The 18,355-nt window shown below is 66.5% G+C and carries 14 protein-coding genes; 6 read left to right on the top strand and 8 right to left on the bottom strand.

Annotated features, from left to right (window positions below; all coding sequences use genetic code 11):
* Positions 1-67: 67 nt before the first annotated feature.
* Positions 68-673, bottom strand: coding sequence for a glutathione S-transferase family protein (locus tag AC3IPM_RS09735; protein WP_489303873.1), 606 nt, complete (start codon positions 671-673; stop codon positions 68-70).
* A 116-nt stretch (positions 674-789) separates the two neighbouring features.
* On the opposite strand from AC3IPM_RS09735, the gene AC3IPM_RS09730 reads away from it, so the two are divergent.
* From AC3IPM_RS09730 to AC3IPM_RS09715, 4 genes are all read left to right on the top strand, one after another.
* A complete protein-coding gene (locus AC3IPM_RS09730) occupies positions 790-1,770 on the top strand; it encodes a helix-turn-helix transcriptional regulator (RefSeq protein WP_489303871.1) in 981 nt (326 codons plus the stop codon).
* 62 nt (positions 1,771-1,832) lie between these two features.
* Positions 1,833-2,714 carry a LysR family transcriptional regulator gene (locus AC3IPM_RS09725; protein WP_489303870.1) on the top strand — a complete coding sequence of 294 codons (882 nt, stop codon included), beginning with the start codon at positions 1,833-1,835 and terminating at the stop codon, positions 2,712-2,714.
* A gap of 346 nt (positions 2,715-3,060) precedes the next feature.
* On the top strand, positions 3,061-3,687 hold the full coding sequence (locus tag AC3IPM_RS09720; protein WP_489303868.1) for a response regulator: 627 nt from the start codon (positions 3,061-3,063) through the stop codon (positions 3,685-3,687).
* Positions 3,684-6,065, top strand: coding sequence for an ATP-binding protein (locus tag AC3IPM_RS09715; protein WP_489303866.1), 2,382 nt, complete (start codon positions 3,684-3,686; stop codon positions 6,063-6,065). The genes AC3IPM_RS09720 and AC3IPM_RS09715 overlap by 4 nt, the downstream gene beginning before the upstream one ends.
* Here the strand turns inward: AC3IPM_RS09715 and AC3IPM_RS09710 are convergent.
* The 4 genes from AC3IPM_RS09710 to lolA all read right to left on the bottom strand — a co-directional run bounded on the left by AC3IPM_RS09710 (position 5,989) and on the right by lolA (position 8,824).
* A complete protein-coding gene (locus tag AC3IPM_RS09710; RefSeq protein WP_489303864.1) occupies positions 5,989-6,261 on the bottom strand; it encodes a hypothetical protein in 273 nt (90 codons plus the stop codon). The genes AC3IPM_RS09715 and AC3IPM_RS09710 overlap by 77 nt on opposite strands.
* Positions 6,262-6,395: 134 nt before the next feature.
* Entirely contained in the window at positions 6,396-6,794 is a 399-nt protein-coding gene (crcB, locus tag AC3IPM_RS09705) for a fluoride efflux transporter CrcB (RefSeq protein WP_489303862.1), read from the bottom strand.
* Positions 6,794-8,095, bottom strand: coding sequence for a replication-associated recombination protein A (locus AC3IPM_RS09700; RefSeq protein WP_489303860.1), 1,302 nt, complete (start codon positions 8,093-8,095; stop codon positions 6,794-6,796). The genes crcB and AC3IPM_RS09700 overlap by 1 nt, the downstream gene beginning before the upstream one ends.
* Positions 8,096-8,185: 90 nt before the next feature.
* Entirely contained in the window at positions 8,186-8,824 is a 639-nt protein-coding gene (gene lolA, locus AC3IPM_RS09695; protein WP_489303858.1) for an outer membrane lipoprotein periplasmic chaperone LolA, read from the bottom strand.
* A gap of 213 nt (positions 8,825-9,037) precedes the next feature.
* On the opposite strand from lolA, the gene AC3IPM_RS09690 reads away from it, so the two are divergent.
* Positions 9,038-10,975, top strand: coding sequence for a DUF3857 domain-containing protein (locus tag AC3IPM_RS09690; protein ID WP_489303856.1), 1,938 nt, complete (start codon positions 9,038-9,040; stop codon positions 10,973-10,975).
* Positions 10,976-10,984: 9 nt separating this feature from the next.
* Here the strand turns inward: AC3IPM_RS09690 and AC3IPM_RS09685 are convergent, their stop codons facing one another.
* Positions 10,985-12,928, bottom strand: a complete 1,944-nt coding sequence (locus tag AC3IPM_RS09685) for a DUF3857 domain-containing transglutaminase family protein (RefSeq protein ID WP_489304079.1) — start codon at positions 12,926-12,928, stop codon at positions 10,985-10,987.
* A 60-nt stretch (positions 12,929-12,988) separates the two neighbouring features.
* Positions 12,989-15,355 (bottom strand): DNA translocase FtsK, encoded by a 2,367-nt coding sequence (locus AC3IPM_RS09680; protein WP_489303854.1) that lies wholly within the window; start codon positions 15,353-15,355, stop codon positions 12,989-12,991.
* A gap of 255 nt (positions 15,356-15,610) precedes the next feature.
* On the opposite strand from AC3IPM_RS09680, the gene trxB reads away from it, so the two are divergent.
* Entirely contained in the window at positions 15,611-16,582 is a 972-nt protein-coding gene (trxB, locus tag AC3IPM_RS09675) for a thioredoxin-disulfide reductase (protein WP_489303852.1), read from the top strand.
* 81 nt (positions 16,583-16,663) lie between these two features.
* Here trxB and AC3IPM_RS09670 read toward each other — a convergent pair whose 3' ends face one another.
* Positions 16,664-18,172 (bottom strand): N-acetylmuramoyl-L-alanine amidase, encoded by a 1,509-nt coding sequence (locus tag AC3IPM_RS09670; RefSeq protein ID WP_489303850.1) that lies wholly within the window; start codon positions 18,170-18,172, stop codon positions 16,664-16,666.
* Positions 18,173-18,355 lie beyond the last annotated feature (183 nt).

The raw sequence follows: 18,355 nt of genomic DNA, 5'->3' as shown, positions 1-18,355 counted from the left end.
ATGCGGGACATGTGCAATCCAAATACCACTCCGTCGGATCACGGCGAAGTGGCATCACCGGAATGGCTCAGCCGTCGCCCTGCATCGACGGCCGCACCTTGACCCGTGCCAGCCATGCCTGCACGTGCGGATGCCCGTCCAGGGTGGCCCCGAAGAAGGTGCCGTAGCCCAGCACCGAGCCCAGCACCAGATCCACCAGCGAGTAATCCTGGCCCACCATCCAGTCCTGGGCGGCCAGGCGCGCTTCAAGCAGATCCTGCAGGTGGCGAAGCCCGTCCAGCGCGGCGGTGGCATGCTCGGCACTGCGCAGCGCGCCGTCCTGGCTTGCGGTCCACAGCTGGATCAAGAGCGGGTTGTAGGTCACGTAGGCCCAGGTGGTCCAGGACAGTGCCTGCAGCCGTTCGGGCGTGCCGTCCTGCGGCCACAACCCCTGCGCCACCCCGTACTGGGCACCCAGCCACTGCAGGATTGCCAGCCCCTCGAACATCGGCGTGCCGTCCACCACCAGGCACGGCACCTTGCCGTTCGGGTTGATCGCCAGGTACTCGGGGCTGCGCTGCTCGCCGCTGCGGATATCGATCCGCACCGCTTCGTGCGGCACGGCCAGTTCGGCCAGGGCAGCGGCTACCGGAGAGGCGCTGGACATCGGGTGCCAGTAGAAAACCAGGGACATGGGAAACTCCTTGTGGATGGGCGGAAAGGTGCGGCCAACCCGGCCTTGCACCGTGGACACAGCCTAGTCACCATTGCGGACAGTACCTGTCCGCAATCATTGCCACCCTGCCTGCCATGCTGACCTCCTCCGCCCGCCTGCTGTCCCTGCTCTCACTGCTGCAGTCGCGCCCGCACTGGGCCGGCCCGGAGCTGGCCGCGCGCATGGAGGTGCACCCACGCACGCTGCGCCGCGACATCGACCGCCTGCGCGCCCTGGGCTACCCGATCCAGGCCAGCAGCGGCGTCGCCGGCGGCTATGCATTCCGCGCCGGGCGCGCGCTCCCGCCACTGTTGCTGGATGACGAGGAGGCGATGGCCGCCGCCGTGGCATTGCGCACGGCGGTGACCGGCACGGTCAGCGGCATCGAGCAGACCGCGATCACCGCCCTGGTCAAACTGGAACAGGTGATGCCACCGCGCCTGCGGCGTCGGTTGGATGCACTGCGCTCGGCGATCCTGCCGCTGGACCAGGTCGGTCCGGTGGTGGATGCCGGCCTGCTCAGCACGCTGGCCTGCGCCTGCCGCGACCAGCTGCAACTGCGCTTCAACTACGCCGACCGCGACGGTGTCGCCAGCAGCCGCCAGGTCGAGCCGCAGGGCGTGGTGCACACCGATCGGCGCTGGTATCTGGCGGCCTGGGACACCACCCGTGCCGATTGGCGCACCTTCCGCATCGACCGCATCACCGGCGACGCACACCTGGGCGCGCACTTCCGTCCCCGCCCCACGCCCGGCAATGGCGACCTGCGCCAGTGGGTGGCGCAGCGGCTGTCGCCGGAGCCGCATGCCGGACAGGCACGGGTGATCCTGCATGCGCCCCTGGCACAGATGCAGGCACGCATTCCCGCCTCGGCCGGCACGCTCGAGGCGCTGGATGCGCAGCGCTGCCTGCTGTGCTGCGCCGCCAACCCACTGGGCTCGGTGGTGTACTGGCTGTTGGCCATGGAGATGGAGTTCGAGGTGCTGGGGCCGCCCGCCTTGATCGAACGATTGCAGGAGGCCGGCACGCGGGTGACGCGCAGCCTGGGCCGCGCCACGACTTCCAACACCGACTGAGCCTATGGCCGTGGCCCGGCCCGCGTGCTAGAACCACATCCATTCACAAGCTGGATACCCCGATGGCTGCCAGTGCAAAACCCACTCGAAGCCTGTTCGACCTGGACCTGCTGCGCGCGATCGTGATGGTCGCCGATTGCGGCAGCTTCACCACGGCCGCCGCCCGGCTGCACTCCACCCAGTCCACGATCAGCCAGAAGATCCGCCGTCTGGAGGACATGGCCGGGCACCCGCTGCTGGTACGCGGCAACCGCGACGTCCACCCCACCGATGCCGGGCAGACGCTGCTCGGGCATGCCCGGCAGATGCTCGCCTTGAACGACCAGATGTTCGAGGCGCTGGCCGGCGCGACTGTCGCGGTCACGGTGCGCCTGGGCGTACCGGAGGATTTCGTCAGCGCACGCACCACCCAGTTGCTGGGCACCTTCAACCGGCGCTTCCCGCAGGTGAAGCTGGAAGTCACCAGCGGACTCAGCCGCGACCTGGCCAGCGGCTACGACCACGGCGAGCTGGACCTGGTGCTGGTCAAACAGCGCCGCAACAGCCGCGAAGCCGTCGCCTGCTGGCCGGAAACCATGCGTTGGGTCGACAGTGCGCACAGCCCGTGCATCCAACAGGACCCGGTGCCGCTGGTCACGTTCCCGCCGCGCGGGTTGTACCGCGACGACCTGATTGCCGCGGTCGAAGGGCTTGGCCGACGCTGGCGGATCAGCTTCACCAGCTCCAGCCTGAGCGGCATCCAGGGCGCGGTCGCCGATGGCATGGGCATCAGCCTGCTGCCCGCACGTGCCGTGACCCGCGACCATCGCGCCCTCACCCACCGCCATGGCCTGCGCCCCGTGGACAGCTTCGAGATTGCGATGCTGCACCGTGCCACTGCCGAACCGATGGTGCTGGAGCTGGCCGCGCGATTCCGGCGCCTGCTGGATCGCGAGCAACGATGAATCCGACGTCGGCCCTACTCACGCACGATCAATTGAATTGCGAATAACGATCACCCACGACGATCACGATCACCGTCCGGCATCCGAATCCCAGTGGAGCAGGTCGCGACGTGGGGATAGGGATAAAACGCCATTCGCCGCGTCGCCACGTCGTGATCAGCCACAACTTCCGCGCGCGCTACGCCAACGCACCCAACGATCTGCCCGGAAAGTGACGGCGCTCGCGTACTGGTCATAGGAATCATCCTAAACTCGCGCTGAATCGATCATGCCGCACACCGATGCAGGGAGAATGTACCTATCCCCTCCACGGCGGGTCTCCATTGTCCAACAGCACTCAGATCATATGAACGGACAGGCCATCCCCTTTGTCCTGAAGATCGCCCTGCTCGACGACCATGATGTTGTCCGGCACGGCACCCTCGTCCACCTCTCCGCCGACCCGCGTTTCCAGGTGGTGGGCAGCCATGCCCACAGCGATGCCCTGATTGCCACCTTGTCCGCGCAGCCGGTGGATGTGGCGGTGATCGACTACACCTTGTCCAGCGATGACCTGCAGGGGCTGGAACTGTTGCAGTTGCTGCATGGTCGCTTCCCTCGCGTGCGGCTGCTGGTGTTTTCCGCACACATCAACCGGATCATGAGTTCGGCGGTCACCGATGCCGGGGCGCGTGGTCTGGTGGCCAAGAGCGAACGTCTGGATGAGCTGGCTCTGGCGGTGGGCCGGGTCGCCGAAGGCCACCTGCACCTGCCGGCGGAGTATCGCCAGGATCCCGACGAGCGCCGTCTCTCGCCGAACGAACGCGAGGTACTGCAGCTCTGCCTGTCCGGCTTGTCGGTCAGCGAGATCGCCAGCCGTCGCCATCGCAGCATCAAGACCATCAGCACCCAGAAGCATGCGGCCTACCGCAAGCTGGGGCTGCGCACCGATCGCGACCTCTACACATTGCGTCATCAACTGGCCGCGTTATGAGTCCGCCCAGGTGGTACTCCTTGGGCCTGGGCACGTTGCTGCTGCTGGGCAGCGCACTGCCGTGTGCGGCGCAACCGCCCTTCAGCACCCCACGCACCGTGCAGGTAGCGGTGGATCCGGCCCAGCACCGGGTGCTGTCGGCAACCCCGGTGACCTCGCGCCATGCCAGCCTGATCAACGGCTATGCACGTTTGGTCAGCGAAAGCACCGGCCTGCGCCTGCGCGAGCAGCAGCACCCGAGCACCCACGAGGCGCTGCGCGCACTGTGCGAGGGACGTGCCGACATCATGCTGCTGCTCGGCCCGCTGGACGACGCCCCGTGCACCAACCTCACCGCTTCGTCGGCGTACTACCGGGGCCAGACCTTGATGGCCAGCCGCCTTGGTCCTGACACCCCGCCTCCGTTCGGCAGCGCCGGGCATCGCCGCGTGGCCGTCATCCAGGGCGGCCGCTACAACAGCTGGCTGCAGGCGCACTACCCGCACCTGCAGGTGATCGGCATGCCGGACCTGCATGGCGCACTGTCGGCGGTGGAAACCGGAATCGCCGACGTGGCGATCGGCCTGGACGTGGTGATGCGCCCGATGGTGCGTCGCGACTACGCCGACAGCCTGGCCCTGCACAATGCACCCGGCGACCTGCCCGGCCAGATGCACCTGGTCACGCGCGAAGAGGACCGCGCACTGCTGGCGCAGATCCAGCAGGCGATGGACGCGATCACCCCGACCCAGCACGCGCAGCTGCTGCAGCAATGGGCGCAGGTCAACTATTTCGGCGCCCCCACGCTGGGCGCACTGTCGCGCCACTTCCGTTGGGAGCTGCTCGCCACCGGGCTGGGCCTGCTGTCGCTGCTGGCCATCACCGGTTGGCTGCTGCGCGCCCAACGCCATGCCCAGCGCAACGAACGCCGCCAGGCCCGCTTCATCGGCCTGATGAGCCATGAGGTGCGCAACGCCGCACAGGCCCTGGTGGCCTCGGTGGATCTGCTCAGCCAGTCCGGGCTGGACCAGGGCCAGCGTCAACTGGTCAACGCCGCACGTGCGGCGGGTGCCGGCCTGCGCCAGCTGCTCGGCCATGCGCTGGACTATTCACGACTGGCCGCCGGCCAGTTCCAGCCCACCCCGGCCTGGCACGATATCCATCAGCTGGCCGCCGACTGCCTCAGCGTGATCCGCCCGACCGCTGAAGCAAAAGGCCTGCAGCTCGCCCTGCAGGTGGCGCCGCTGCCGTGGCCGCCGCTGTGGCTGGATGGTGATGCTCTGCGCCAGATCCTGACCAACCTGCTCGGCAATGCACTGAAGTTCACCGCGCACGGCAGGATCGAAGTGCGCCTGGCGCTGCTGCCCGTCAACGACGGCACCCAACTGCGCCTGGTCGTGGCGGACACGGGCATCGGCATTGCCGCCGAGCAGCAGGCCGATGTCTTCAAGCCGTTCTCGCAGGCGCACGACCAGCACTCCCGGCAGCTCGGCGGCGCCGGCCTGGGCCTGTCGATCTGCCACGACGTGGCCCAGGCCCTGGGCGGTCACATCCGCCTGTGCAGTGAACCCGGTCAGGGCAGCGCGTTCGAGGTCACCCTGCCGGTGCGGCGCCACAGCGATGGCGACGGCCCGTCCGGACTGCCGTTGTCCGGGCACACCCTGCTGCTGGTCGAGGACCATGCGCTCAACCGTGCTTTCGCCACACGCCAGCTGAAAGCACTGGGGGCCAGCGTCACCGCCTGTTGCGATGCCACCAGCGCCTTGCGCCTGCAACGCGCGGCCCCCTGCGCGATCGTCCTGCTTGACTGCGGGTTGTCGGACATGAGTGGCTATGCGCTGGCCGAAGCACTGCGCGCCATGGAGCAGCAGCTGTCGCGACCGCCGGCACGACTGGTGGCCATTTCCGCTGCACACTCGACCGCCCACCAGCAGCGCTGCCGCACCAGTGGCATGGACGCGGTGCTGTGCAAACCACTGGATACCGACGCATTGCTGGTCGCACTGGAGCTGTCCGAGCGCCCACCGGTCACTGCCGCGCCACCGCCAGCCGCCACCGCCGTGCCCGCCGATGACCCACTGTGGTCGCACTTCCTGCGCGCACTGGAGGACGAGCTGCAGGCCCTGACGCAGGCGCTGGAGCGCCAGCAACGTACCGCGCTGACCTATCACGCGCATCGGCTGGCCGGCGTCCTGCGCATGCTGGGGCAGCCTGCCCTGGCGGAGATCGCCAGCGATCTGCACGAACTGGAACTGGAAGGCCTGCCGGACTGGAGCGAAGCCGAACGGCTGCTCGGCTACCTGGCGCCTGCGCTGGCGGCGCTTACTTCAGCTGCAGCGGGTAGCGCTGCCACAGCACATGCACCAGGAACCCGGTCAACTCCGGATCCTTGCCACTGATCGCGCCGCGGATCTTGTCCAGCAGCACCATGTCGCTGCAGCTGCGCACGTCGGCGTCATCGGCCTGCCCGGCGCGGCGCGCACGGTAGCGCGCAGCACGCTGCGCATCGGTCATCGCGTAGCCGAACGTGGGCGGACGGCCGCGCTTGCGCGGCAGCGTCAGTTCCAGAGTGCCGGGGTCTTGTTCATCGCGCATGACGGACGAGGATGCGAACGGGGGCGCGCACGATATCGTGAGACATCACTTTAATCCAGCGTTTTCAGCACCTGTCGTGGCAACCGCAACGTTTTGGCCACACCCGGGCAAGCGATGCGCACCCCCAGGTGTTGCTAGCGCCAGTGCTCGGCCAGACGTGCACCCGCCCAGACCAGCAGCATTCCGCCCACCAGGGTCACACCGAGGTAGAGCGGCACCATCACCCCGCGCCCGGTGCGGGCGAACACCAGCGTTTCCATCATCAATGCCGAAAACGTGGTCAACCCACCCAGCAGGCCCACGATCAGGAAGGCACGCCAGTACGGCGCCTGGCTGCCGCGGCTCTGCAGCCACATCATCAGGTAGCCGGCCGCGAAGGCGCCGACCAGGTTCGCGGTCAACGTGCCCCAGGGAAACCCGTGGCCGAACTGGCGCAGCAGCGCATCGCCGAGCATGAAACGCAGTGCCGCGCCCAATGCGCCACCGGCCATCACCAGGCCCAGCTGCTGCCACCACACGCCCACGCCGCCCATCAGTCCGCGCCCTTGGCGGCGCGGGCCTGCGCACGCGCAGCGCGCAGGCGGTCGAGCTTGTCCTTCAGTTTGATCTCCAGCCCGCGCTCGACCGGCTGGTAATACACCCGCTCACCCATCGCATCCGGGAAGCCGGTCTGATCCAGCGCGATGCCACCGTCGGCATCATGGTCGTACTGGTAGGTCTTGCCGTAGCCCAGCTCCTTCATCAGCTTGGTCGGCGCGTTGCGCAGGTGCAGCGGCACCTCCTGGGTGCCGGTCTCGCGGACTTCCTGCTTGGCCAGGTTGAAGGCCGCATAGCCGGCATTCGACTTGGCGGTACTGGCCAGGTACAGCACCAGCTGGGCAAAGGCCAACTCGCCCTCCGGGCTGCCCAGGCGCTCGTAGATGTCCCAGGCTTCCAGTGCCATCGACTGGGCGCGCGGATCGGCCAGGCCGATATCCTCGATCGCCATGCGGGTCAGTCGACGCGCCAGATAGGACGGGTCGCAGCCCCCATCGAGCATGCGCGTGAGCCAGTACAACGCCGCATCCGGATTGGAGCTGCGCACCGACTTGTGCAACGCCGAGATCTGGTCGTAGAACTGCTCGCCGCCCTTGTCGAAACGACGGGTGCGGTCGGCCAGTACCTGCATCAGCATTTCCGGGCTGATCCGGCCACCGTCACCGCTGGCCAGTTCGGCCGCGATTTCCAAAAGGGTCAGGCCGCGGCGCACGTCACCGTCGGCGGCCGTGGCGATTTCGAGCAAGGCTTCCGGAGTGACCTGCAGCTCCTCCGCGCCCAGGCCGCGCTCGCGGTCCTGCAGCGCGCGCTCCAGCGCCTCCACGATATCGGCCGGCGACACCGACTCAAGCACGTGCACGCGGCAGCGCGACAGCAGTGCCGAGTTCAGTTCGAACGAAGGGTTCTCGGTGGTCGCGCCGACGAACACGATGGTGCCGCGCTCGATATGCGGCAGGAACGCATCCTGCTGCGCCTTGTTGAAGCGGTGCACCTCATCAACGAACAGCACCGTGCGCCGTCCTTCGGCGAACCGCTGTGCGGCCTCGGCCAGCACCTGGCGCACCTCCGGCAGGCCCGACAGGACCGCCGAGATGGCGCGGAACTCCGCATCGGCATAGTGCGCCAGCAACAGCGACAGCGTGGTCTTGCCGCAGCCCGGCGGCCCCCACAGGATCATCGAATGCACGTGCCCGGATTCGACCGCCCGACGCAGCGCGCTGCCCGGTGCGAGCAGGCGCTTCTGGCCCACCATCTCGTCCAGCGTCTGCGGGCGCATCCGCTCGGCGAGCGGGCGCATGTTGTCCCGATCCACGGTCAGCAGATCGGGCCCATTGAATGTCGTTCGGTTTCTGGCCACGCGCCCATTCTATCGCGGGCGCGCGCCCGCTTACTCGCCGATGACGTCGGTGCCCTTGGGCGGTGCGAAGCTGAAGGTGCCGGCGGCGAAGCCCGGGTTGCGCTTCCAGCCGGTGAAATTGATCACCGTGCGCTGGCCGACCGCATCCACCACTTCCATCCGCGCCAAGCCCTGGGCATTGAAGCCCAATGCGGCGTACTGGAAGGCGGTGTCGGTTTCACGCTTGGGCGACAGCGACAGCCACTGCAGACCGTCGCGGGCGGCGGCTTCTTCGCTGACGTCGTACTGCTTGTCCAGCAGCGCCGGGTTGATCAGCGCCGTCAGCGGGCTGTTCTGCTCCTGCGCACCCTGCGGACGCACCGTGGCCTGCTCCAGGTCCGGCTCGTAGACCCAGACCTTCTTGCCGTCGGCCACGATCAGCTGCTCATGCGGCTTGATGTATTCCCAGCGGAACAGGCGCGGCGCGGACAGCGCGACGCGGCCACTGGTGTTCTCCTTGACCTTGCCCTTGCTGTCGAACACCTGCTGGCTGAACTGACCGTCCAGGCCCTTCAAGCCCTGGGTGAAACGATTGAGTTCGTCGCGGGCGCCAGCCCAGGCAGAGGCCGAACCGACGCTGGCGATGACCAGGGTGGCGGCAACCAGATAGCGGCGGAAAGGAGTGTGCATGTGGGTATCCGGGCGATGGGAGATGGATGGGAAACAGTGTGGGCATCATAAGCTGAATGGGGCGAATCCGCCCGTTCATCGCCGGCCAGACGAAACCGCCCCTTAACGCCCGTGACCACCGCTCCCGATGCGACACACAGCCGCGCAAACCGCTCTGGCTGCCTCCACTCCGTTGGGGATGATGGATGTTCGACATCACATGGATGAACACGCATGAAGAAGACGCTGTTGCTGGCAGCTGCCGGTCTTGCCACGATCACCACTTCTGCCGTCGCATCGACCGCATCGCCAGCAGCGGGCGTCACTACTGTCTCCCACGATGAACCCGCTCCTGCACCGGCAACCACCAACATTACCGTCGCCCGCTATCGTGCCGATCACCAGATCCACGCCGATGCCAGCAGCACCCACATCATCTCCCAGGAGATCGTCCTGCATACCCGGCAGGGCGTGGAAGAGTTCGGTACCGTATACCTGCCTTTCAGCGAGAAGATGCAGCGACTGGAGGTGCTGGAGGCCTACGCGATCGACCCACAGGGCACGCGCATCGATGTGCCGACGGAGCGGATTTACACCCAACTGAGCCCGGCCACTGCCGATGCGCCTGTCTTCGCCGACCACAAGGTCAAGTTGATCGTGTTTTCCGGCCTCAGCCCCGGAGCGAAGGTGGTCTATCGCTATCGACGCGACCAGATCACCCCCTACTTCAAGGGCCACGCCGAGGTGGCGGAGATCTTCAGCCCGTTCGTTGAGATTGCCGACGCGGTAGTGACACTGACCGCGCCAGCAGGCCTGGCCCTTCAGGTCAAGAGCACGGACCTGCAAGGCAGCGACACCCCCGTGCGGTCGCAGGGCAAGGCGAACTGGCAATGGAGGCTGCCATACCGCCCCGCTCAGCCTCTCCAGGCCCACAGCGCGCCGACCTGGCGATTCAGCCCCAGCATCATGGCCAGCACCTTCAAACAGTGGGCGGACGTAGGCACGGCGTATCACGCAAAAGCCGCACCGGCAGCCGCCGTCACCCCAGCCATCCAGGCCACGGCCGACAGGCTGACGGCCGGCATCCACGACCGTCGTGAGCAGGCTGCCGCCCTCCATCAATGGGTGGCTGGCGAGATCCGCTATGTCGCGGTCTACCTGGGCAATGGCGCACTGGAACCCAATCCGGCCGCCACCGTGATCGAGCACGGCTATGGCGACTGCAAGGACCAGGTCGCATTGCTGCAGGCACTGCTCGCCGCCAAGGGCATTCACAGCACCCCTGCTCTGGTCAGCGCCGGTGGCGGGCCGGAGTTGATGAGCGTCCCGCAACTGGCCCAGTTCAATCATGCGGTGGTGTATGTCGCCGAATTCGACACGTACCTGGATCCCACCGATAGCCGCGCCCGATTCGGACAACTGCCCGCAGCCGTGCTCGGGCTGCCGGCCGTGCATACGGGCGATGGCACGATCTCACGGACGCCTGTCCCGGATGCGGTGCGCGCCGGCGGCAAGGTACACATGGATGCCGTGTTCGACCGCAGCGGCAGCTTCACGGCCCGCCTGGACTACACGATGGGCCATGAAATGGAGATCACCTTCCGCCATCACGCCGCACAGATCACCCCGCAGAATGAAGAGCAGGTGGCGCGCAGCATCATGGCCAGCGCGGGACTGGATGGGCATGCGCGATTCGCTTTTTCAGGCGATCCCGCCGACCTCGGCCAGCCCTTCGGCGTCACGGCCACGGTGGAGGCAAAGCACCATGCCGACTTCAGCGGCAACCTGGTGCTGGGCGCACCGCCCCTCCCCGGCCTGGAATCCTTCCGGCACATCCTGAGTACGAATCCGGATTCGGAAATGCGCGTACCTTTTCACTGCACGGCCACCGATCGCACCGAGGTGTATGCGCTGACCCTGCCGGATGGCATCGTTGCGCGTCGATTGCCGGCTGACGTGGATTTCGAGAATCCAGCAGGCAGCTACTCGCTGACCTGGCGCAAAGACGGCCAGAAACTGATGGCAACCCATCGCCTGCGGCAGGCCGCGGCACGCGGTGATCAGGCGTTCTGCCAGCCGCAGGACTATGCCGGCTACCGCGAGCTGTATCGGCAGGTCCACCACGGCTTCTCGGGATTGGCCATTCTCGAGGCAACCGACGGCGCGCCCTGACCTGGGCCCTTACGGATTGGCCTGCACGGTCTTCCAGTCGCCGTACAGCACCTGTCCGCGGAAACCGCGCCGCACCTGCTGGTACAGCTCGCGGAACGCGGCGTAGTCGGCGGGCTGGCACAGCGCCTGATCACCGCGTGCCGCGCGCTGGTGCAGGCGATGGCGGGCGATGATGGTCTGGCCCTGCCGGCTCCAGTCCAGCTGGTACTCACCGGCCGCATTGTTGAACTGCTGGCTGCGCGGGATCGCGACGATCGGCACCTTGGCCGGGAACACCAGCCGATAGGTTTCCTCGCGCAGGCTGTCGTTGCAGTAGAACGGGGTGGCGTTGTCCGGCGCCGAGGTGGTGGCGTAGATGTCACGGAACGACTCGCCGCCCGGGGCGTCGGGCAGAATCATGCCGCCGACCACACCGAAGTCCACGTAGTCGCTGGCGTGGAAGTCGTAGCGGTAGTTGAACGGCCGGGTCAGGTCCTGCGGATCGCCGAGCAGGGTCAACGACCCGCTGCCGTCGAAACCGGACGACGCCATGATCGACTCCTCCACCCGGGTGCGGTTCTGCGCATTGAGCCTTGCGAACGACCCCCGCATGCCGATCTCGCTGACTTCGCGCGGTTGCTGGCGGGTCTGGCCGCTGAGATTGCCGGAAGGATCGAACTGGAAATCGACCTCCAGCCCGCTGCCATTGCGCGTTGCATCGTTGTCCGGCGTGCGCGCCAGCGTCGCCTGGCGGGTGTGCAGCACCGGCGCGCCGAGGTCACCGTCGGGCAGCTGGCCGAAGCGGGCATAGGACGTGGTCGAGTCCAGGTACAGGTCGAACTCGGGGATGTAGGTGATGGCATGGTTGAAGCGCCCCAGCATCGGAATCGCCGGCAACGTCGGGCCACCCCCAGCGCCGATCAGCACCGCGGTGCTGCCGATGCCGCGCGCGGCCAGCAGCGCCTCCAGGATCACCACGTGGTCCTTGCAGTCGCCGTAGTGGTTGTCCAAGATGCTCTGCGCCGGGTTCGGCTCCAGCCCGCCGTTGCCCAGGTACACCGCGACATAGCGGATGTTCTGCGCCACCCAGCGGTACAGTACCGCCGCCTGCTCGCGGCGGTCGGTGATGCCGGCAGTGAGCTGGTCGGCCAGCGCCTGGATGCCCGGGGTGACCTTGGCCGCCTCGCCGCCCTTGAGCTGGTAGGCACGGGCCAATTGCGGCCAGTCGCGATAGGTGCTGGCCATGATGGACGGACTGAACTCCCAGGCCGCCGCCGACCAGTTCTGCACCTGCAGCGGATCGCTGCGCCGGTAGCGCCATGCCCACTGTGCCTGGCCGCCGCGCACGACAGGCTTCTCGCTACCCTGCACGCCACGCTGCTGGACCTGCATCGGCAGGTTCGCCGGTGCGCTGAGGGTCACCTGCGCGTCGTCGTACTGGTTGAACACGCTGAAGGTTTCCCACAGCCCGAAATAGCCGGGGAAATACGGCGTGTTCTGGGTGCGCCGGGTCTGGTAGACCAGCCGCGTGCCCGGGGCCAGGTTGGGAAACACCACCACCCTCACCTTGCGGTCGGCATACATCGCCGCCGCCGCGCTGGAATAGCTTTCCTGGGTATAGATGCGGTCGGCCGGCACATCGCGGCGCTGGCCATCGGCGGTGAGCGTATAGGCCGCCAGCACCTTCAGGGTTTCCATCTTCTCGCTGTAGCTCAGCCGCACCTGGCTGAACTGCTCGACCGCGGACTTGGTCTTGAGCAGGATCTCGTATTCTTCGGTCTGCACATTGCCCGCATCCGGGCGCACCACGTAGTCGGCGCGGTAGCGCACGAAGCTGTAGTTGTTGCTGGCCTGCGTATCGCTGCCCGCTTCGGCAGGCGTGGCGGCGGGCGCCACCGCCGATGGCGGCGCTGGGGCTGGCGCAGCATCCGCGTGCGCCAGCGCTGGCAGCCATGCCAATCCGCCCACCATCATCCAGACCATCGGCTTCATTGCAGCTTCCTTTTGCAGCACGCCTGGACGGCGTGCGCGGGCTTACTTGGGGGGCGGCGGCGCCAGCACGCTGCGGTCGCCATTGTGTTCGGGCGGGCTGACCACCCCGGCCGCTTCCATCGCTTCGATCAGGCGCGCGGCACGGTTGTAGCCGATCTTGAGCCGGCGCTGCACGCCGGAGATCGAGGCACGCCGGGTCTCGGTGACGATGCGCAGGGCCTCGTCGTAGAGCGGATCGGACTCGTCGCCGCTGCTGCTGGTTTCGGGCAGGCCACCGGCCCCCACCACCACGCCATCGCCCATCATCTGCACTTCGTCCAGCACGCCGGTGATGTAGTCGGTCGGGCCACTGGCCTTGAGGTGCTCGACCACGCGATGCACTTCCTCATCGGAGACGAAGGCGCCATGCACGCGGTCCGGCAGCGCGGTGCCCGGCGGCAGGTACAGCATGTCGCCATGGCCCAGTAGGGTTTCCGCACCGGACTGGTCCAGGATGGTGCGCGAATCGATCTTGGAACTGACCTGGAAGCCGATACGGGTCGGGATGTTGGCCTTGATCAGGCCGGTGATCACATCCACCGACGGGCGCTGGGTGGCCAGGATCAGATGGATGCCGGCCGCACGCGCCTTCTGTGCAAGGCGCGCGATCAGCTCTTCAACCTTCTTGCCGACGATCATCATCATGTCGGCGAATTCGTCGATGAAGATCACGATGAACGGCAGCGTCTCCAGCGGCCGCGGGGCTTCGCCCAGCTCCGGGTTCGGTTTGAACAGCGGGTCCATCATCGGCTGCCCGGCGTCCTCGGCATCCTTGACCTTCTTGTTGAAGCCGGCCAGGTTGCGCACGCCCACCGCGCTCATCAGCTTGTAGCGGCGCTCCATCTCGGCCACGCACCAGCGCAGGCCGTTGGCGGCCTCCTTCATGTCGGTCACCACCGGCGCCAACAGGTGCGGAATGCCCTGGTAGACACTCAGTTCGAGCATCTTCGGGTCGATCATCAGCATCCGCAGGTCTTTCGGCGAGGCCTTGTACAGCAGGCTGAGCACCATCGCATTGACCGCCACCGACTTGCCCGAGCCGGTGGTACCGGCCACCAGCAGGTGCGGCATGCGCGCCAGATCGGCCACGGTCGGCCGCCCGGCGATGTCCTTGCCCAGCGCCAGGGTCAGCACGCTGGCCGACTTGTCGTACTCCTTGGAGCGCAGCAGTTCGGACAGGTAGATCATCTCGCGGGTGACGTTGGGGATCTCCAGACCCACCACCGACTTGCCCGGAATCACATCGACCACGCGCACCGACTTGACCGACAGGCCGCGGGCGATGTCCTTGTCCAGCGAGCTGATCTGGCTGACCTTGATGCCCGGCGCCGGCTCGATCTCGAAGCGGGTGATCACCGGGCCCGGATAGGCGCCCACCACCTGCGCGTCGATACGGAAGTCCTTGAGCTTGAACTCGATCTGGCGCGACAGCGTTTCCAGGGTCTCCTCGTCGTAGCCCTTGGGCTGCGGCTTGGGATCGTCCAGCAGCGCCAGCGGCGGCACGTCCGAGCCATCGCCATTGACGCCGCGGAACATCGGAATCTGGGTCTCGCGCTTGGCGCGGTCGCTCTTCTCCAGCACCGGCTCGGGGCGCGGCTCGATCTTGACCGGCTCGCGCTTGGCGCGCACCTCGGCGTCGACCTTGCGCACTTCCTGGCGCTCCTCGCGCAGCGCGCGGGTCTGCTGCCACTCGGTGGCCTGCTCCTTCTTCTTGTTGAGCAGCGGCGGCAAGGCCAGCACCCAGCGCCCGATCTTCTCCATCACCACGAACCAGGAGATGCCGGTCGCCAGGGTGATCGAGGCCAGCAGCAGGACCAGCACGAACATGTTGGCGCCCAGCGCGCCGAAACCGGCACTGAGCGAGTTGCCGACCAGCCGACCCAGAATGCCGCCGGCATGGCCGACGTCGCCGGTGAACAGGCGCACGTGCAGGAAGCCGGTGCCGGCGATCAGGAAGCCGACCAGCCCGACCAGCCGCAGCGCCGGGTCCAGATCGTGCTCGCCCTTGCTTTCACGCTTGAGCCCGAACATGGCAATCCAGGCCAGCGCGCCCAGCACGACCGGCAACAGGAAGGCCATGTAGCCGAACAGCTGCAGCAGCACATCGGCCACCCACGCGCCGACCCGCCCGCCCATGTTGTGGATCGGTGCGACCACGCTGCCGGTATGCGACCAGCCCGGGTCCGTTGCCGAATAAGTGAACAGACTGGCGACCAGATACAGCAGCGCCGGCGCTATCGCGATCAACCCCAGGTCGCGCCACAGCCGTTGCCGGCCTGGATTGTCGGCAGGCGCAGGCGCGGCCGCCGGCTTGCGCGACGACGCCTTGCTGTCGGGAGACTTGGATCGTTCCGGGACCTGTTTCGCCACCTTAGACCAGACCTTGGGAATGCACTGTTAGTGCTTGATAATAAACGACTGAGCCGCGCTTTTCAGTTCCTGCGGCTGGACAATTCAGCTGCCACCGTCAAAACCCCGGCGCGGCGCCGGGCAATCCGCCCTCTGGGCTGCGCCGCTCTACCGGTCGCCTTGAATCGCCCCGCCCCTGCCGCCACTCTATGGGTTCGCTTGGACGCCGTGCAATCACCGCCCGCGCCCCGCCCCATTACCTCAACGCGAGTCTACATGAGCAATTCCACGCCCTCCCGCCACCAGAAGCTCGTCATCCTCGGCTCCGGCCCCGCTGGCTGGACCGCCGCCGTCTATGCCGCGCGTGCCAACCTCAAGCCGGTAGTCATCACCGGGCTGCAGCAGGGTGGCCAGCTGATGACCACCACTGAAGTGGACAACTGGCCGGGGGACGCGCATGGCCTGATGGGCCCGGACCTGATGGCGCGCATGCAGGCCCACGCCGAGCGCTTCGAGACCGAGGTGATCTTCGACCATATCCACACCGCCGACCTGTCCCAGCGCCCGTTCAAGCTGATCGGCGACAGCGCCGAGTACACCTGTGACGCGCTGATCATCGCCACCGGCGCGACCGCCAAGTACCTGGGCATCCCGTCGGAAGAGGCCTTCAAGGGCCGCGGTGTGTCGGCCTGCGCCACCTGCGACGGCTTCTTCTACCGTGACCAGGACGTGGTCGTGGTCGGCGGCGGCAACACCGCTGTGGAAGAGGCGCTGTACCTGTCCAACATCGCCCGCAAGGTCTACCTGGTCCACCGCCGCGACACCCTCAAGGCGGAAAAGATCATGCAGGACAAGCTGTTCGCCAAGGTTGCCGCCGGCAAGATCGAGACCGTCTGGCACCACCAGATCGACGAAGTGCTGGGCAACGACGCCGGCGTGACCGGCGTGCGGGTGAAGTCCACCCAGGACGGCAGCACCCGCGACATCGAGGCCCACGGCTTCTTCGTGGCAATCGGCCACCACCCCAACACCAGCCTGTTCGATGGCCAGCTGACCATGAACAACGGCTACCTGGACATCCGCTCGGGCCTCGGCGGCAACGCCACCCAGACCTCGGTGGAAGGCGTGTTCGCCGCCGGCGACGTGGCCGACCAGCATTACCGGCAGGCGATCACCTCGGCCGGCTTCGGCTGCATGGCCGCACTGGACGCGGAGCGTTACCTGGATGCGAAGGGCGACCTGGGCTGAGGCCTGTTGCCCGGATGATCATTCCGAAGGCCGGCGCCTGGCGCCGGCCTTTTTCATGCCACCCAGGCAGGACGCCAACCGTCAGGACGCGCGAACACACTGCTGCACGTGCCGAACCGGCTCGGACTTCACCCCATCGTCATCGATCAACGACGTTTCCCAGAGCAATGGTGCCGAGCCGCTGTTGTTGCAGGTCAGCGCAATCTGGAAGGGCGCCTCCTGGGCCGCCTCCAGGATGACCTCGTTATCACGGCAGGTCCAACCCGGCGGACAGCCCACATTGCGGGTGATGACGCGCAAGGGGTATTGGGGATAGCCTTCGAAGGGCACTTCGATCTCGCGGGTGGTGCCTTGGGACATGGTGACACCCTCGATAGGCTCGCCCTTGAGCGGTTTGCAGCCCCGCCCTTCTCGATGGAGGCGATAGCCTTTCTCCAGCCCCTTCATCGACGCCTCTCGAAAGGTCGCGTCCTGCAGCGCGATGGCATCTGTCGCGTTCGTGTGAAATGCGACCTCCACTACGACTGACGGCATGGCGGCAAAGCCATTTTCACCATGCGGATGCGTTGAAGGCGACGTTGAAACGGGGAAGTCCTCATATCCCGCCTGAGCCGTGATCACCTCCTTCATGTAGCACAGCGCCATCTCCGCAAGCGCGCGGTCGCCAGGCTTCCTCGGATGGAAATAGACTCTGGTGCCACGTGCAACCTGAGTGTCCTCTGCGTTGGTATGGATGCTGATCATGCCCTCAGCGTCAAGGTGATTCGCATAGTACGGGCGCGCCCGAATGTCGTCTTTTACCTCGCGATCCCTGTCATTGCTTTCCGCAAAGTGGTTCCAGATATCTGCACGCCCTGGCAGCAACGCGCTGAGATGGTAGCGCGCCGACATCTGCCCCCATGCCCGCATCGATTCGGGATGAGGCTCCAAACTTGCGCTCCGCGCGCGAAACACGGTCGCCAGACTTCTGTCCTGGAGAAATCGCTGGAGCTCATCCGCATACCCGGGCGTTATCAGGCCCTCTCGCAGACCATGAAACATCGGCCGCTGAAATTCCCACTCTCCACCGGGATGGACACGAACCAGTCCATGCCCCGCAGACACGAGTACGACCCCGGGGATAGCGCGATTTGATCCCTCCACCGCTTTCGCAGCATGAGGCTCAGGAAAGTAGTATTCGAACGGCCGCCCCTCATACAGAATCTGCACCTGCACCTCCTGAAGACCGGCGCGATCTGCATATACCCCCAGCGTGTTGCCGATGTACTGCTCAACTTCTTCTGTAGAGCCATCATCTTCATTGGGCCGGAATCCCCGCCCAAAATCGATGAACAACCGATTGCCTGGAATGTCCAGCCAGGCCGTCACCGTCACGTTGGCCGCCCGGGACTGTTTGATTCGACCTGCATCCAGAAGTCGCTGCGCCTCACGGGTCAGCAGAGCATCGAGACCCGCATCGGTCTCCATGGCAACTCTTGCAGATACATGCTGCGCTGACGCTGCACCGGCAGCACCGGCAGCACCGGCAGCACTGCCGCACACGACGAACAACGCGAGTGCAGCCGGTCGCCATGGACTGGTCGTTTTCATGATGATTCCTTCAACGTTGATAGATGGTCGGAACGCACCCCTTCCTCGAATGAGTGCGCATGGACACCTTGCCGCTCACCCCTCCATCAGGCATTGCGCCATCACACACTTGTCGCCACCACCCGAACAACCTTTCAATCACTCAGCCAAAAGACATTGATCCACCGCCAAAACCCCCGCCAA

The sequence above is a fragment of the Stenotrophomonas sp. GL_111 genome, from assembly GCF_057835245.1.
The sequence above is the reverse complement of the archived record's forward strand: the minus strand, read 5'-3'. Positions and strand labels throughout refer to the sequence as shown.